The organism is Halomonas elongata DSM 2581, assembly GCF_000196875.2.
Classification (GTDB): Bacteria; Pseudomonadota; Gammaproteobacteria; order Pseudomonadales; family Halomonadaceae; genus Halomonas; species Halomonas elongata.
Genome location: NC_014532.2, coordinates 1,116,945 through 1,132,429 on the forward strand (window position 1 = coordinate 1,116,945; position 15,485 = coordinate 1,132,429).

A 15,485-nucleotide genomic window follows, 5' to 3' on the forward strand; every position below is an offset into this window, starting at 1 on the left:
TGCCGGCCGGATGCCATATGCAGTGACAGGACCCTTCATGATCAACAACCTGCTACGCAAGGTCGTCGGTTCCAAGAACGACCGTGAAGTCAAGCGCATGAACCGCATGGTGGCGCGTGTCAATGCGCTGGAATCGGAATACGAGGGCCTCGATGACGAGACTCTCCAGGCGCGGACCGACGTCTTCCGCGAGCGCCTGAACAAGGGCGAGACGCTGGATGCCCTGCTGCCCGAGGCCTTCGCCACGGTTCGCGAGGCCAGCAAGCGCGTCATGGGCATGCGCCATTTCGATGTGCAGGTGATCGGCGGTATCACCCTGCACAATGGACGCATCGCCGAGATGAAGACCGGCGAGGGCAAGACCCTGGTGGCGACCCTGGCGGTCTATCTCAATGCGCTGCCCGCCAAGGGCGTGCACGTGGTGACGGTGAACGATTACCTGGCGTGCCGTGACGCCGACTGGATGCGTCCCCTGTACGAGAGCCTCGGGCTGACGGTGGGAACCATCTATGCCGGCCAGAGCCCGGAAGAGAAGCGTCGCGCCTATGGCTGCGACATCACCTACGGGACCAACAACGAGTTCGGTTTCGACTATCTGCGCGACAATATGGCCTTCTCCCTCGAGGACAAGGTCCAGCGCGACCTGCACTTCGCCATCGTCGACGAGGTGGACTCGATCCTGATCGACGAGGCGCGCACGCCCCTGATCATCTCCGGGGCCGTGGACGAGAACACCGAGCTCTATCGCGTCGTCGATCGTCTGGCCACTGGCCTGACGCCGTGCAGCGATGAGGAAGACCCCGAGAGCGGCGATTTCACGCTGGACGAGAAGCAGAAGCAGGTGGAGCTCACCGAAGGGGGCCATAACAGGGTCGAGGAACTGATGCGTGCCGAGGGCCTGCTCGGTGCCGAGGACTCGCTCTATGCGGCCCAGAACCTCAACCTGCTCCAGCACATGCACTCGGCGCTGCGTGCCCGTCACCTGTATCACCGCGATGTCGACTACATCGTCAACGACGGCCAGGTGGTGATCGTCGACGAACACACCGGGCGCAGCATGCCCGGGCGTCGCTGGTCGGAAGGGCTGCACCAGGCCGTGGAGGCCAAGGAAGGCGTGACCGTGCAGCGCGAGAGCCAGACCCTGGCCTCGACCACCTTCCAGAACTACTTCCGCCTCTATGACAAGCTGTCCGGCATGACCGGTACCGCCGACACCGAGGCCTTCGAATTCCGCCAGATCTATGGGCTCGACGTGGTGGTGATCCCGACCAACCGTCCACTGGTCCGCAAGGACCAGAACGATCTGGTCTATCTGAGCGCCGAGGAAAAGTTCGACGCCATCATCGAAGACGTCAAGGCGCAGACCGAGAACGGTCGCCCGGTTCTGGTGGGTACGGCGTCCATCGAGACATCCGAGTATCTGGCCGGGCTGATGCGCAAGGCCGGGCTCGAGTTCAACGTGCTCAACGCCAAGCAGCACCAGAGCGAGGCCGAGATCATTGCCCAGGCCGGCCGGCCAGGTGCGATCACCATCGCCACCAACATGGCCGGGCGCGGTACCGACATCGTGCTGGGCGGCAACTGGGAAGCCGAGGTCGCCAAGCTGGAGTCTCCCGACGAGGCGCAGATCGAGCGTCTCAAGCGCGAGTGGCAGGAGCGTCACGAGGCGGTGCTGGCCGCCGGCGGACTGCATGTGATCGGTTCCGAGCGCCACGAATCGCGGCGCATCGACAACCAGCTGCGCGGGCGCTCGGGCCGTCAGGGCGATCCTGGCTCGACCCGTTTCTTCCTGTCCCTGGAAGACAACCTGATGCGCCTGTTCGGCTCTGACCGCGTGCAGCGGCTGATGCAGGCCATGGGACTGGAAAAGGGCGAGGCCATCGAGCACAAGATGGTATCCAACGCCGTGGAGCGGGCCCAGAAGAAGGTCGAGGGGCGCAACTTCGATATCCGCAAGCAGCTGCTCGAATATGACGACGTGGCCAATGACCAGCGTCGGGTGATCTATGACCAGCGCAACGACATTCTCGGGGCCGAGGACGTCTCCGAGAATGTCATGGGCATCCGCGAAGAGGTGATGGACGAGGCCATCAGCAGTTTCGTGCCACCCCAGAGCTTGCCGGAGCAGTGGGACCTGGCGGGCCTCGAGGCGCACCTCAAGAGCGAGCTCAACCTCGAGGCACCGGTGGTGGAATGGGCCGAGAACGACCAGCGCTTCAACGAGGAGCAACTGCGGGAGCGTCTCCAGACCATGCATCGCGAGGCCTACGAAGAGAAGGTCGAGGTGGCCGGTCCCGAGTTGATGCGGCGTTTCGAGAAGCAGGTCATGCTGCAGGTGCTGGACACCCGCTGGAAGGAACATCTGCAGTCCATGGACCACCTGCGCCGGGGTATCCACCTGCGCGGCTATGCGCAGAAGAACCCCAAGCAGGAATACAAGCGCGAGTCCTTCGAGCTGTTCCAGCTGCTGCTCACCAACATCAAGGCCGATGTCACGCGCATTCTCAGCCACGTCAAGGTGCGTCGCCCCGAGGAAGTGGAAGAACTGGAACGCCAGCGTCGCGAATCCCTGGAGCGCGAGCAGGCGGCATCCGCCAATCGGCGTGATGAGGTCGAAGACGAGCCGCAGGAAGCGTCGGAACCCGCGCCGGGCAGCGATGGGCGCCCGGCTCGTCGCGAGGGACCCAAGGTCGGGCGCAACGATCCTTGCCCTTGTGGTTCCGGGAAGAAGTTCAAGCAGTGCTGCGGCAAGCTGAGCTGAAAATGCCTGCGCTTTATCTCGCTCGGCAATTTTACTGTCCTGACCTATTGAGGAGTATTCGCCATGGCGGTGGGTGAATCACGTTTCCCGGCAATGCCTCGAATCGAAGGGTTGCGGCTGGGTGCGGCGATGTCCGGCATCAAGACGGCGAACCGTCGTGACCTGGTGGTGATCGAGGTGCCGGAAGGTGCCGCCGTCTCCGGCACCTTCACGCGCAACGCCTTCTGTGCGGCCCCGGTGACGGTGGCCCGTGAACACCTGGCGGCCTGTGCCACCCGTGGTACGGCACCGCGCTATCTGGTGATCAATACCGGCAACGCCAATGCCGGGACGGGCGAGACAGGGCTGCGCGATGCCCGAGCCACCTGTACCGAGCTGGCCGGACTCGTCGATGTGGAAGCGACCTCGGTATTGCCGTTTTCCACCGGCGTGATCGGCGAAACACTGCCCATGGAACGGCTGCTGGCAGGATTGCCCGAGGCGTTGCGTGCCCTGGATGACGGTCCCGAAGGCTGGGCGGCGGCGGGAGAGGGCATCCTCACCACCGATACCCGCCCCAAGGGGGCCAGTGTCACGCTCCCCCTGGGTGACGAGACCATCACCATCAACGGCATCAGCAAGGGCTCGGGCATGATCAAGCCCAACATGGCGACCATGCTGGGCTTCGTGGCCACCGACGCGGCCATCGCGCCGGCCGTGCTGGACGAAGTGCTGCGCGAGGCCGTGGATCAGTCCTTCAACTGCATCACCGTGGATGGCGATACGTCCACCAATGATGCCTGCATGCTGATCGCCACGGGCCGCGGTGCGGCGGTGAACGATGAGCACCGCCTGGCCGTGTTCCGCGAAGGCCTGCAGCGGGTGATGAACGAACTGGCCCAGGCCATCGTGCGCGACGGCGAGGGGGCGACCAAGTTCGTCACCCTTCAGGTGGATGGCGCGGTGACCCGTGACGAGGCGCTGGATGTGGCCTTCACGGTGGCGCATTCTCCGTTGGTCAAGACGGCGCTGGCGGCCAGCGACGCCAACTGGGGGCGGATTCTCGCCGCCGTGGGGCGGGCCCCGGTGGCGGATTTCGATGTGTCCCGGGTGACCATCGATCTCGGTGGCGTGCGCCTGGTCGAGCAGGGTGGGTGCGCGCCGGGTTACACCGAGGAGGCCGGCAGTGAGGTCATGGCCCAGGAAGAGATCGGCATTCGCATCGACCTGGGACGTGGCGACCGCGGTGCCACCGTATGGACCACGGATCTGACGCGGGAATACGTCGCCATCAACGCCGACTACCGTAGCTGAAAGGCGGGCGACAGCGTCCGCGAGTCGACGACAGCCCCATAGCAATCCCCCGCCACGAGCGGCAGGAACGTTGGAAAGGTAAATGAACGCAATGGTGAAAAGAAGGGTGCATGTGGCGGCTGCCGCCATCATCAGCGCCGACAGCCGTGAGGTATTGCTCGCCCGGCGTCCGTCCAATGTGGATCAGGGCGGCCTCTGGGAGTTTCCCGGTGGCAAGCTGGCGCCCTACGAGACCGGCCTGGAAGCGCTGAAGCGCGAGTTGCACGAAGAGTTGGGCGTGGAGATTCGTCGGGCCCAGCCGTTGATCCGTATCCATCATGAATACGCCGACAAGCATGTGTTGCTCGACGTCTGGCAGGTGCATGATTTCGCTGGCGAGCCTTTCGGACGCGAGGGGCAGGCGGTGCGCTGGGTGCCCATGGAAGAGTTGCATAGCTATCCATTCCCCGCCGCCAATCTGCCGATCCTGCGTGCGGTGATGCTGCCCACCGAGTACCTGATCAGCGCCGAGGAAGACGACGAGGACGTTTTCCTGGAGCGTCTGGAGCGCGCCATGCGCGAGGATGGCGTGCGCCTGGTACAGCTGCGCGCCAAGACGCTGGATGAAGACGCCTACGTGGCTCGGGCCGAGAAGGCGTTGGCCATGTGCCGGCGTTTCGGGGCGCGCCTGATGCTCAACGGCGAGCCGTCCCTGCTGGAGCGGGTGGAGGCCGACGGCATTCATCTGACCAGCGAACGGCTGATGAGCCTGGAGCGTCGTCCGATCAGCGAGGAGAAGTGGCTCGCGGCGTCGACGCATGATCAAGCGCAACTGACCCAGGCCCATCGGATCGGCTGCGATTTCGTCACGCTCTCGCCGTTGCGTACCACGCCCTCGCATCCCGAGGTGGCGCCGATCGGCTGGCACGATTTCCAGCAGCTCGTCGAGCATGCCGGCATGCCAGTCTTCGCGCTGGGCGGCATGACGCGCCATGACGCCAACCATGCGCGGGCCGTCGGGGCTCAGGGCATCGCCTCGATCCGCGATTTCTGGAAGTGACTGGCTTCGCCGGAGCCGTAAGCTTCAAGCGATGAGCTGTAAGAAAAACCCTCCCGGCGATGCCGCGGAGGGTTTGATGTTTCTGGGGAAGGAGTCAATGAGCATTTTGAGGCCGATTTCAACGCCGTAGCCTCGAGTGCAGGCACTTTTCGTACCGGTCCTAGTCCCGGTAGCGTCGAGTCAGATCACCATAGGCATCGATGCGCCGGTCGCGAAGGAAGGGCCAGATGCGTCGGGTTTCTTCTCCGCGCTCCAGATCCAGGGTGACCAGCAGGCGTTCGGCCTGTTCGCCGCCGTGGGCCAGCAGTTCACCCTGGGGGCCGCAGATGAAGCTACCGCCCCAGAAGTCGATGCCCGGGCCGATGCCGGATAGGTCCGCTTCGTGGCCGACCCGGTTGGCCACGATCACCGGCAGGCCGTTGGCCACGGCGTGACTGCGCTGGATCAGCGTCCAGGCGTCCTTCTGGCGGGCCTTTTCGTCATCGTCATCCGGCGGGTGCCAGCCGATGGCGGTGGGGTAGAGCAGCACTTCGGCGCCGGCCATGGCCATCAGGCGGGCGGCTTCCGGATACCACTGATCCCAGCATACCAGCACGCCGAGCCGTCCCACCGAGGTGTCGATGGGCGCAAAGCCCTGGCCGCGCGCTGCGTCGTGATCCCCGGGCGTGAAATAGAATTTCTCGTAGAAGCCCGGGTCGTCGGGGATGTGCATCTTGCGGTAGTGGCCCACCCGACCGCGCTCGCGGTCATAGACCACGGCGGTGTTGTGGTAGATGCCCGGAGCGCGGCGCTCGAACAGGGACCCCATCAGCACGATGCCGAGTTCCGCCGCCAAGGCCGCCAGGCGTTGCCCGGTGGGACCGTCCAGCGGCTCGGCCAGATCGAACAGCTCGGGATCCTCGTACTGGCAGAAGTAATGGGTGGCGTGCAGCTCCTGGAGTACCACCAGCTCGGCACCGGCCGTGGCGAGTTCGCGGATGCCGGCTTCGCTTTCGGCGAGGCTGCGTGACTTGTCGGGCCAGGCGGCCTGCTGGACGAGGCCGACCTTGAGGGTGCGTGTCATGAGCCTTCTCCTTCGCGGTGGCGACCGAGTGTGCCGCGTGGCAGTTGCATGGTCAGGCAGTGCAGGCTGCCATGTTGGCGGATCATCGTGGAGGCGTCGATGGGCACGATGTCGCGCTCCGGGAACGTCTCGGCGAGTGCCGCCAGGGCGTGCGTATCGGCGGCATCGCCGTAGACCGGTACCAGGACTGCGCCGTTGATGATCAGGAAGTTGGCGTAGGTGGCGGGCAGCCGGTGGCCGTCCTCGGGATCGAAGCAGGGCGCCGGCCAGGGGAGTGCGACCAGTCGGTAGGGCGAGCCGTCCGCCCGACGCAAGGCGCGCAGCTCGGTTTCCATGGCCGTCAGTTCGGGGTAATGGGGGTCGCTGGGATCGTCGCAGCGCACGTAGGCGATGGTAGCGGGGTCGCAGAAGCGCGCCAGGGTGTCCACGTGGCTGTCGGTGTCGTCGCCTTCCAGATGGCCATGGCGCAGCCAGAGCACCCGTTCGATGCCGAGATCCGCGGCCAGGCGTGCCTCGATGTCCCGTCGGCCGAGGCCGGGGTTGCGGTTGTCGTTGAGCAGGCAGGCCTCGGTGGTCAGCAGGGTGCCTTCGCCGTCGGTGTCGATGGCGCCACCTTCCAGGACCAGGTCGTGCGATTGCAGCGGGCAGGCATAGACACCGGCGGCGTGGAGGCGCCGCGTCAGGCTGTCGTCGCGGGCGGCCTCGAACTTGCCACCCCAGCCGGTGAACACGTAGTCCAGCAGCAGCGGCGTGCCATTCTGCTCGACGGCCAGGGGGCCATGGTCACGGGCCCAGGTGTCGTCGGCCTCGGCGATCACCAGGTGCAGACGATCGAGCGAAATGCCGAGCCGGGCGAAGCGCTCGGCAAGCCGGCTACAGGCGTGGGTATCGGGCACGGCGATCACGACCGACTGGTAGCGGGCTATGGCGGCCACCAGGCGTTCGAGGCTCGCTTCGATGCGCTCCAGCAGAGGGGCCCAGTCGCTGTCGGGAGCGGGCCAGGTCAGTTGCACGGCGTCCTGGGGCGCCCATTCGGGCAACAGGCGATTGGCCATGGGGGCAGGCCTCATGAGATGTCGGAATGCGCGAATGTAGGCTGGCGCAACCGATGATGCAAGGATCGCGCAAATGCAGGGGCAGGGCGATGCACCCTGGACCAAAAACCCTTACCATGAGCGCCCGCCGACAAGGAACGCTGATATGCTGGATCGTCTGCCACTACTGATCGGGTTGCGCTATGTCCGCGCCAAGCGGCGCAACCACTTCATCTCCTTCATTTCCCTGACCTCCATGCTGGGCCTGACGCTCGGCGTGGCGGTATTGATCCTCGTGCTTTCCGTGATGAACGGATTCGACCGCGAACTGCGGACCCGGATACTGGGTATGGTGCCCCACACCCAGATCGAGAAGCCCTCGGGCATGACCGACTGGCAGTCGCTCGCCGAACGACTGACGCAGCGCGAGCATGTCATCGGTGCCGCGCCCTACATCGAGCAGCAAGGCATGTTCTCGGTGGGCGGGCGCAATCATGGCGCCATGGTCAACGGCATCGAGCCTGACTGGGAGCGTCGCGTCTCGATCATCGACGAGCACATGTCGCGGGGCAGTCTCGACGATCTGGTGCCAGGGGAGTGGAACGTCGTGCTGGGCTCGATCCTGGCGCGTCAGCTCGGGGTCGGCGTGGGCGACAGCGTGACCCTGCTGGTGCCCGAGGCCTCGATCACGCCGGCCGGCGTCTTCCCTCGGCTCAAGCGCTTCACGGTCAGTGGCATCTTCAGTGTCGGTGCCGATCTGGACGCCAACCTGGCCTATGCCAACATCGAGGACATGCAGACCCTGGCGCGGATGGGCGACGACGTGGGCGGCCTGCGCCTGGAGCTCGACGACCTGTTCAAGGCCGGCAGCGTGACCCAGTCGATCATCGACGATCTCGGCGCGGGGTATCGGGGCCTCGACTGGACCTACACGCGGGGCAATCTGTTCCAGGCGATCCAGATGGAGAAGCGCATGATCGCGCTGCTGCTCACCGTGATCATCGCGGTGGCGGCCTTCAACATCGTCTCCACTTTGGTGATGGTGGTCACCGACAAGCACGCCGATATCGCCATCCTGCGCACCATCGGCGCCACGCCACGCTCGATCATGGGCATCTTCATGGTCCAGGGGCTGGCGATCGGCGTGATCGGCATCCTGATCGGGGTGGGGCTGGGCATCCTGCTGGCCCTGACGGTGTCCGACATCATCGCCTTCGTCGAATCGACCTTCGGCATTCACTTCCTCGACGCCGGAGTCTATTTCATCAGCGAGCTGCCCTCGCAACTGCTGTGGTCCGATGTCGGCAAGATCGTCGTGTCGGCCTTCGTCCTGACTTTCCTGTCGACGCTTTATCCGGCCTGGCGCGCCGCCAGGGTCCAACCCGCGGAGGTGCTGCGCTATGAGTGACACGGCCATGACTCGAGACACGGTGGCAGGCGAGGTGATGCTGGAGTGCCGCGAACTGACACGGGTCTATCGGGAAGGCCCGCGGGATCTCACCGTGCTGGATGCGCTGGAGCTCAGTGTGCGGGCCGGCGAGCGGGTCGCTGTGGTGGGCAGTTCAGGGTCGGGCAAGACGACCCTGCTCAACCTGCTGGGCGGGCTGGATCGGCCCAGCCATGGCGAAGTGCGGGTCGCCGGCGAGGTGCTGCACAGCATGGGCGATGCGGCCCTGGGCCGCTTCCGCAATCGCCATATCGGCTTCGTCTATCAGTTCCACCATCTGCTCGCCGAGTTCACCGCCCTGGAGAACGCCGCCTTGCCGTTGATTGTGCGCGGTCAGCGCAAGAGCGAGGCCGAGGCACGGGCCATGGAGATCCTGGCGCGGGTCGGCATGCGCGAGCGGGCTGCCCACAAGCCCGGCGAACTGTCCGGCGGGGAACGCCAGCGGGTGGCCATCGCCAGGGCCCTGGTGACCGACCCGAGCCTGGTGCTGATGGACGAGCCGACCGGCAATCTCGATCAGTCGACGGCGGCCAGCATTCTGGCGTTGATGGATGAGCTGTCGGAGACGGCGGCGTGCGCCTTCGTCATCGTGACCCATGATCCGGGCCTGGCGGCGCATCAGGATCGTGTCCTGCGTCTGGACGGCGGCCGCCTGACCGACGAAGCCTCCCGCGACTGACCCCGCCCTTCGGGACCGGCCCGTCCGCCGGCCGGTCCTCCCTGCGAAGCTGCCGTCGCCGAGCCGCTCGGCGCTTCCAGCTACGCACCACCTGCCAGCGCCATAGCAGCCGAATGATCAGGCTACCGGCGATGCCGCAGACCACCGCTGCCACCAGAGAACCCAGCGCCAGTGCCGGCAGGATGTCGAGCATCTGTTCGGCGACCCAGCGGGTCGACAGCGACTCGGGTGCCGCCCGCGCGGGACTGTCCAGCAACCAGGCGCCGAGGCGATAGTTGCCATAGAAGATCACGGGAATGGTCAGTGGGTTGGTGATCCACACCAGGCCCACGGAGAGCGGCAGGTTGGCGCGCAGGAGCCAGGCGCCCAGGGCCGCCAGGGCCATCTGGCCGGGAATCGGCAGCAGGGCACAGAAGAGCCCCACGAAGAAGGCATTGGCCACGCTGCGCCGGGACAGCATCCACAAGGTGGGATTGCCGATCAGTTGGCCCAAGAAGCGCAGCGAGCGTTGACGCCTGAGCGTATCGGGATGTGGCAGGTAGCGCTGAAGGAGTCGGCGCGGCATGACGATAGGCTCGCGGCTTCGAAACTGGGGCTATTATCCATATAAGCCGTGTATCTCGCTATGCCGCCCTGTCGGGTGGCGCGATCCGCGCAGGTGTCGTGGGCCGAGCAGGGACGATGAGATGAGACAGGGATGGGCCATGCCCCTGGCACTCGCCACCCTGGCGGGCGTGGCGACGGGGGCGCTGGCCACGACGGCGCTGCTGCAGGGGCTGGGTGTCGCTGCCCTCTGGTGCCTGGTGTGGCGTCGTGGGCGCGAGAGTCTGTTGCTTGCCGTGGTGATGCTCGTCGCCGTGCGGATCCTGCTGATGGCGGGTGGTGAACTGGCTCCCGGCCTGAGCCGGCAGGACGTGCGTCTCGACGCACGAGTGCTCGATGTCTCGCCCCAGGCGGGGATGGCTCGCCTCGATCTGTCGGTCGATGCCTGCCGGCCACTGAGGTCGGGCCTGCCGGGCTGCGATGGCCTTGATCGGGTGCGCCTGAGCGTCTACCAGGGACCCGACATCCAGGTGGGAGAGCGCTGGCGACTGACGGCCCGCCTGCGCCCGCCCGCCGGAGCCGCCAACCCCGGGACCTTCGACTATCGTGGCTGGCTCTGGCGAGAAGGCATCCAGGCCACCGGCTATCTGCGTCAGACGCCGGCTCCGCACCGATTGGCCGAGGCCGGTGTATCGGTGCGCCGACTGGCGCTGGCGCATCTCGACGAGCAAGGTCTGGCGCCACGCCCCTCGCGCTGGCTGGCGGCCCTGACCCTCGGCGCGGAGCGGCGGCTCGAGGCGCAGGACTGGGAGCTGCTCAATGCCAGCGGCACTACCCATCTGGTGGTGATCTCCGGTCTGCATATTGGTCTGGTGGCCGCCTTTGCGTTGGGCGTGGCGCGTCTGCTGGCCCGTTGCCTGATGCCGGGCCGCTGGCGCATGGCGATCTGGCCCTGGTGGTTCGCCGGCATGGTCGCCGCCGGCTATGCGCTCCTGGCGGGGCTGGAAGCGCCGGCCATGCGCGCCCTGGTCATGGCCCTGGTCGGCCTCTGGGTCGCCAGCGGTCGTCACGCACCGGGGGCCTGGCAGGCCTGGTGGCTGGCGTTGGCCCTGATCCTGCTGCTCGATCCCCTGTCCGCCTGGCGCCCGGGATTGTGGCTCTCCTTTCTCGCCGTGGCACTGTTGATCCTGATCTGGCAGGGCAGGTCGAGACCGCGCGGCGTGCGCGGTTGGTGCCTGGCGCTGGTACGTACCCAATGGCTGCTGGCGCCGCTCATGGCGACGGCCGTGTTACTGGCGTTCGGACGGCTCGCGCCGGCCGCCCCGTTGGTCAACCTGGTCGCTGTGCCACTGGTCAGCGCCCTGATGGTACCCCTGGGGCTGGCAGGCTGGTTGCTGGCCTGGGTGCCGCCGCTCTCGATGGCGTGCTGGACCCTGTTCGCCGGCCTGACCCAGGGGCTGGCCACTGTTCTGGAAGCTGCCGTGGCACTGCTGCCGCTCTGGCAACCGCTGCCGGAGCAGCGCTGGCCACTGGTTATCGGCCTGGGCCTGGTCAGTGCGCTCTGGGCCCTGCCGGGGCTGGATCGACGCTGGCGCGTCGCCGGTACGCTGCTGCTGGCGGCCGGCTCCGTGTGGTTGCCGGTGATGGAGCCGATGCGAGGCAGTCTCTGGGCTCGGGTGTATGATGTCGGCCAGGGGCAATTGGTCGAGTTGCGCACCACCCGCTATCGAGCCCTGGTGGATACCGGGCCGCGCTTCGGTTCCGGTTTCATGCCGCTCGAGACCCTGTGGGCACCGGGGCAGGCATTCGACGACGTCATCGTCAGCCATGGCGATCAGGATCATGCCGGAGGCCTGGCGGCCCTGGAGGCCGAGCACGCCGTTGGCCGTTACCTGGCACCGCCGGGCGAGACCCTGACGGTCGCGGCCGATGCCTGTCGAGCGGGGCGCGCCTGGCAACGCGACGGCGTCGAGTTCCGCTTCCTGTGGCCGCCGGCGCGGGTCGGAGGATTGTCCAGCAATGATCGTTCCTGCGTCCTGCTGGTCACCGCCGGTCCTCATCGCCTGTTGATTCCCGGCGATGTCGGCCGCCGGGTGGAGCGCAGCTTCCTGCGGAGCATGGCGGAACCGGTGACGGTGCTGGTGGCGGGGCATCATGGCAGTCATACCAGCTCCGGGCCGTCCCTGGTGCGTCGGCTGACGCCCGGCTCGGTCGTCTTCAGCGCGGCGCGCGATAGCCGCTTCGGTCATCCGGCAGCCGAGGTGGTACGGCGTTTCCGACTGGCCGGTAGCTGCCTGTGGAGTACCGCCCAGGACGGTGCCCTGACGTTGAGGCTGGGTGGGCGCGACGATCCGGGCATCAGCGCCGCGCGGCCGCTGTCCTGGCGGTCCAGCGGTGTCGGCCGGGACTGCCTTGCGTTAGAATCGCCTGCATCGATACCGGGCTTGCCCGTGCCGACATCCACTGAAGCGGAGACACCGTGATCGAACATTCCGGCTGGACCCTCTACAAGCGTCTGCTGGGTTACGTCAGGCCGCACTGGCGGGCCTTCTCCCTGGCCATCGTGGGCTATGTGCTCTATGCCGCATCGAGCACGGCGCTGGCCGAGATGATGAAGCGGCTGATCGACGGCATCCAGGATCCTGACGCCGCCTTTCGGCTCTGGCTGCCCCTGTTCGTGGTAGGCATGTTCGCCTTCCGGGGGCTGGGCACCTTCCTCGGCACCTATTTCATGAGCAATGTGGCGCGCAACCTGGTGCATGCCCTGCGCTGTGATGTCTTCAATCACATGCTGCACCTGCCCGGGCGCTTCTTCGACTCGCATTCCTCGGGGCATCTGATCTCGCGGGTCACCTACCATGTGGAGCAGGTGACCGGTGCGGCCACCAAGGCGATCACCATCCTGCTGCGCGAAGGCCTCTTCGTGATCGGGCTGATCATCTACCTGTTGTGGACAAACTGGATGCTGACGCTGCTGTTTCTCGCCGTGACGCCGATGATCGGCGGCGTGGTCAGTTACGCCAGCAAGCGCTTTCGTAGCATCTCGCGGCGCATCCAGCGCTCCATGGGCGATGTGACCCATGTGGCATCCGAAGCGCTGTCCGGTTACCGGGTGGTACGCACCCACGGCGCCGAGGCCTACGAGAAGGCACGCTTCGCCGAGGCCAGCGAGGTCAACCGTCGCCAGAGCATGAAGGAAGCCCTCACCAAGGCCACCAGCACGCCGGTGATCCAGTTGATGGTGGCTCTGGCTCTGGCATTGCTGGTGTGGCTGGCCATGTCGCCGGCGTTGATGGCGAACATGACGCCCGGCGAGTTTGTGGCCTTCATCACCGCCGCTTCGCTGATGGCCAAGCCGGTACGCCAGCTCACCGAGATCAACGCCACCGTGCAGAAGGGAATCGCCGCGGCCGCCGAGCTGTTCGGCCTGCTCGAGGAGGAACCCGAAGAGGATCTGGGCGATCGAGAACCGGGGCGTCTCGAGGGCCGGGTGCGCTTCGAGGATGTGCATTTCGCCTATGGCGAGGATCAACCCGAGGTGCTCAAGGGCATCGATCTGGAAGTGGCGCCGGGCGAGATGATTGCCATCGTCGGCCGCTCGGGCAGCGGCAAGTCGACCCTGATGAGCCTGCTGCCGCGCTTCTACCATCCCACGGCGGGACGTATCCTGATCGACGATGTGCCCATCGAGACATACCGCCTGGCGCCGTTGCGGCGTTGCATCGCCCTGGTCTCCCAGCAGGTCATGCTGTTCAACGCGAGCATCGCCGACAACATCGCCTATGGAGTGGATCACGCCGATCCGGCCGCCATCGAGGCCGCTGCCCGTGCCGCCCATGCCCACGAGTTCATCGAGAACCTGTCGGAGGGCTATGACACCGTGGTGGGAGAGAATGGCGTCATGCTTTCGGGTGGCCAGCGCCAACGCCTGGCCATCGCCCGGGCCATCTTCAAGGATGCGCCGTTGCTGGTGCTGGACGAGGCCACCTCGGCGCTGGATACCGAATCGGAACGCTACATCCAGGCGGCCCTGGAAGAGGTGTGTCGTGATCGCACCACCTTCGTGATTGCTCATCGCCTGTCGACCATCGAGCGTGCCGATCGCATCCTGGTGATGGAGGCCGGCGAGATCGTCGAGCAGGGCAATCACGCCGAGCTGCTGGCCCGGGACGGCGCCTATGCGGCCCTGCATCGCCTGCAGTTCCGGGAGAGCGAGCCGGCATGACGTCGCTCGCCGAGCGCTGGCTGGAAGCCGCTTACAGTGGCAAGCGCTGGCTCATGGCGCTGCGCCCCCTGGAGGCACTCTATCGCTGTGCGATGCGTCGCCGGGCGGCCGCCTACGCCGACGGAAGAAAAGCCGTCTGGCGCGCGCCGGTGCCGGTGGTCGTGGTGGGTAACATCACCCTCGGCGGGACCGGCAAGTCGCCGCTGGTGGCCTGGCTGGCACGCTATCTCGTCGAGGCGGGGTGGACGCCGGGTATCCTGTCGAGGGGCTATGGCGGCCGCTCCGAACGCTATCCGCTGTATCTCGAGGCGGATACGCCGGTTGCCGAGAGCGGCGACGAGCCGCGCATGCTGGCCGACCAGACTGGCTGCCCCGTGGTGGTTGACCCGGATCGACCGCGAGGCGGTCGCCGCCTGCTGGAGGCGGGTTGCGACATCCTGATCAGCGACGACGGCCTGCAGCATCTGGCATTGGGTCGTGACCTGGAAATCGTCGTGGTCGATGGCCAGCGTGGCCTGGGCAATGAACGTTGCCTGCCGGCCGGGCCATTGCGCGAGCCCACCAAGCGTCTTGCCACGGTGGATGCGGTGATGATCAACGGTCGGCTGCGACGACCGCTACCGGCTGCCGGCCATGCCATGCAGCTGACGCCCGTTGCCTGGCGAGCCCTGGACGACGGCCGTCGAGAGGCGCTTGCGCCACCGCCCTTCGCCGGGCCGGTGCACGCCCTGGCCGGCATCGGGCGGCCGGCGCGCTTTTTCGAGACGCTGGGTGAACTGGGTGTCGAGTTCGAGGCCCACGCCTTCGCCGATCACCATCGGTTCACCGCCGCCGACCTGGCCTTCGACGACGAGCGGCCAGTGGTGATGACCGCCAAGGACGCGGTCAAGTGCCGGGGGTTGGTGAGCGGGGCCTGGAGCCTGGATGTGGAAGCGGTCCCCGAACCGGCGTTCGTCGACTGGCTGACCAGGCGCCTGGCGATGTTATGAAATCCAGTGCCATCCTCTTGATGGCGACACAAAGACGTGCCGCCGCCGGACGACAGGCCGGCGCGAGCCCATCCCACGCAGCCGATTGACCTATCGGCGCCCGCGTGGGAGGGCGACAATCGAAGCGATCGGGATGATCGTCTTGATTGCCAGGTGAATCAACGGCCGACGAAATCGCTCATGGAGGCGACGACATGGACAAGGAACTGCTGGCGATGCTGGTGTGCCCGCTCTGCAAGGGCAAACTGAAGTACGACCGCGAGGCCGACGAACTGCTGTGCCGTTACGACGGCCTGGCGTATCCCGTGCGTGACGGGATACCGGTCATGCTTCCCGATGAGGCCAGGCAGATGGACGTCGACGAGAAACTGCCGGCGTCTCCCGGACACGACGGCGAGACCTGAGGGGGAAG

Annotated in this window: 12 protein-coding genes; 9 read left to right on the forward strand and 3 right to left on the reverse strand. The window is 66.4% G+C overall.

Features of this window, described 5'->3' with window-relative positions:
* Positions 1–37: 37 nt before the first annotated feature.
* The 3 genes from secA to HELO_RS05250 all read left to right on the forward strand — a co-directional run bounded on the left by secA (position 38) and on the right by HELO_RS05250 (position 5,093).
* The gene (gene secA / locus HELO_RS05240; protein WP_013331727.1) at positions 38–2,761 is read left to right on the forward strand and encodes a preprotein translocase subunit SecA; all 2,724 of its coding nucleotides are present in this window, start codon (positions 38–40) and stop codon (positions 2,759–2,761) included.
* Positions 2,762–2,824: 63 nt separating this feature from the next.
* Positions 2,825–4,054 carry a bifunctional glutamate N-acetyltransferase/amino-acid acetyltransferase ArgJ gene (gene argJ, locus HELO_RS05245; RefSeq protein ID WP_013331728.1) on the forward strand — a complete coding sequence of 410 codons (1,230 nt, stop codon included), beginning with the start codon at positions 2,825–2,827 and terminating at the stop codon, positions 4,052–4,054.
* A gap of 91 nt (positions 4,055–4,145) precedes the next feature.
* Positions 4,146–5,093, forward strand: coding sequence for a Nudix family hydrolase (locus HELO_RS05250; protein ID WP_013331729.1), 948 nt, complete (start codon positions 4,146–4,148; stop codon positions 5,091–5,093).
* A 160-nt stretch (positions 5,094–5,253) separates the two neighbouring features.
* Here HELO_RS05250 and HELO_RS05255 read toward each other — a convergent pair whose 3' ends face one another.
* Together HELO_RS05255 and HELO_RS05260 are read right to left on the reverse strand one after the other, a co-directional pair.
* On the reverse strand, positions 5,254–6,156 hold the full coding sequence (locus HELO_RS05255; RefSeq protein ID WP_013331730.1) for a carbon-nitrogen hydrolase: 903 nt from the start codon (positions 6,154–6,156) through the stop codon (positions 5,254–5,256).
* A complete protein-coding gene (locus HELO_RS05260) occupies positions 6,153–7,211 on the reverse strand; it encodes an agmatine deiminase family protein (protein WP_013331731.1) in 1,059 nt (352 codons plus the stop codon). The genes HELO_RS05255 and HELO_RS05260 overlap by 4 nt, the downstream gene beginning before the upstream one ends.
* Before the next feature lie 145 nt (positions 7,212–7,356).
* On the opposite strand from HELO_RS05260, the gene HELO_RS05265 reads away from it, so the two are divergent.
* Together HELO_RS05265 and HELO_RS05270 are read left to right on the forward strand one after the other, a co-directional pair.
* Positions 7,357–8,598 (forward strand): lipoprotein-releasing ABC transporter permease subunit, encoded by a 1,242-nt coding sequence (locus HELO_RS05265; protein WP_013331732.1) that lies wholly within the window; start codon positions 7,357–7,359, stop codon positions 8,596–8,598.
* Positions 8,591–9,316: an ABC transporter ATP-binding protein gene (locus HELO_RS05270; RefSeq protein ID WP_013331733.1), complete on the forward strand. Its 726-nt coding sequence runs from the start codon at positions 8,591–8,593 to the stop codon at positions 9,314–9,316. Before HELO_RS05265 ends, HELO_RS05270 begins: the two co-directional genes overlap by 8 nt.
* Here the strand turns inward: HELO_RS05270 and HELO_RS05275 are convergent.
* Complete coding sequence (locus HELO_RS05275) at positions 9,222–9,881, reverse strand: DUF2062 domain-containing protein (RefSeq protein WP_013331734.1); 660 nt, start codon at positions 9,879–9,881, stop codon at positions 9,222–9,224. The two genes, HELO_RS05270 and HELO_RS05275, sit on opposite strands and share 95 nt — an antisense overlap.
* A gap of 121 nt (positions 9,882–10,002) precedes the next feature.
* On the opposite strand from HELO_RS05275, the gene HELO_RS05280 reads away from it, so the two are divergent.
* From HELO_RS05280 to HELO_RS05295, 4 genes are all read left to right on the forward strand, one after another.
* Positions 10,003–12,342: a DNA internalization-related competence protein ComEC/Rec2 gene (locus HELO_RS05280; RefSeq protein WP_013331735.1), complete on the forward strand. Its 2,340-nt coding sequence runs from the start codon at positions 10,003–10,005 to the stop codon at positions 12,340–12,342.
* Entirely contained in the window at positions 12,342–14,084 is a 1,743-nt protein-coding gene (msbA, locus tag HELO_RS05285) for a lipid A export permease/ATP-binding protein MsbA (RefSeq protein WP_041602417.1), read from the forward strand. The genes HELO_RS05280 and msbA overlap by 1 nt, the downstream gene beginning before the upstream one ends.
* Positions 14,081–15,073 carry a tetraacyldisaccharide 4'-kinase gene (gene lpxK / locus HELO_RS05290; protein ID WP_013331737.1) on the forward strand — a complete coding sequence of 331 codons (993 nt, stop codon included), beginning with the start codon at positions 14,081–14,083 and terminating at the stop codon, positions 15,071–15,073. Before msbA ends, lpxK begins: the two co-directional genes overlap by 4 nt.
* A gap of 194 nt (positions 15,074–15,267) precedes the next feature.
* Positions 15,268–15,477: a Trm112 family protein gene (locus HELO_RS05295; RefSeq protein ID WP_013331738.1), complete on the forward strand. Its 210-nt coding sequence runs from the start codon at positions 15,268–15,270 to the stop codon at positions 15,475–15,477.
* Positions 15,478–15,485: the final 8 nt, after the last annotated feature.

What these genes read in the sequence shown, in the direction of transcription:
- lpxK (WP_013331737.1), top strand. Translation starts at nt 14,081, where the DNA reads ATGACGTCGCTCGCCGAGCGCTGGCTGGAAGCCGCTTACAGTGGCAAG.
- HELO_RS05295 (WP_013331738.1), top strand. Translation starts at nt 15,268, where the DNA reads ATGGACAAGGAACTGCTGGCGATGCTGGTGTGCCCGCTCTGCAAGGGC.
- HELO_RS05260 (WP_013331731.1), bottom strand. Translation starts at nt 7,211, where the DNA reads ATGGCCAATCGCCTGTTGCCCGAATGGGCGCCCCAGGACGCCGTGCAA.
- secA (WP_013331727.1), top strand. Translation starts at nt 38, where the DNA reads ATGATCAACAACCTGCTACGCAAGGTCGTCGGTTCCAAGAACGACCGT.
- HELO_RS05255 (WP_013331730.1), bottom strand. Translation starts at nt 6,156, where the DNA reads ATGACACGCACCCTCAAGGTCGGCCTCGTCCAGCAGGCCGCCTGGCCC.
- HELO_RS05280 (WP_013331735.1), top strand. Translation starts at nt 10,003, where the DNA reads ATGAGACAGGGATGGGCCATGCCCCTGGCACTCGCCACCCTGGCGGGC.
- HELO_RS05270 (WP_013331733.1), top strand. Translation starts at nt 8,591, where the DNA reads ATGAGTGACACGGCCATGACTCGAGACACGGTGGCAGGCGAGGTGATG.
- HELO_RS05250 (WP_013331729.1), top strand. Translation starts at nt 4,146, where the DNA reads ATGGTGAAAAGAAGGGTGCATGTGGCGGCTGCCGCCATCATCAGCGCC.
- argJ (WP_013331728.1), top strand. Translation starts at nt 2,825, where the DNA reads ATGGCGGTGGGTGAATCACGTTTCCCGGCAATGCCTCGAATCGAAGGG.
- HELO_RS05275 (WP_013331734.1), bottom strand. Translation starts at nt 9,881, where the DNA reads ATGCCGCGCCGACTCCTTCAGCGCTACCTGCCACATCCCGATACGCTC.
- HELO_RS05265 (WP_013331732.1), top strand. Translation starts at nt 7,357, where the DNA reads ATGCTGGATCGTCTGCCACTACTGATCGGGTTGCGCTATGTCCGCGCC.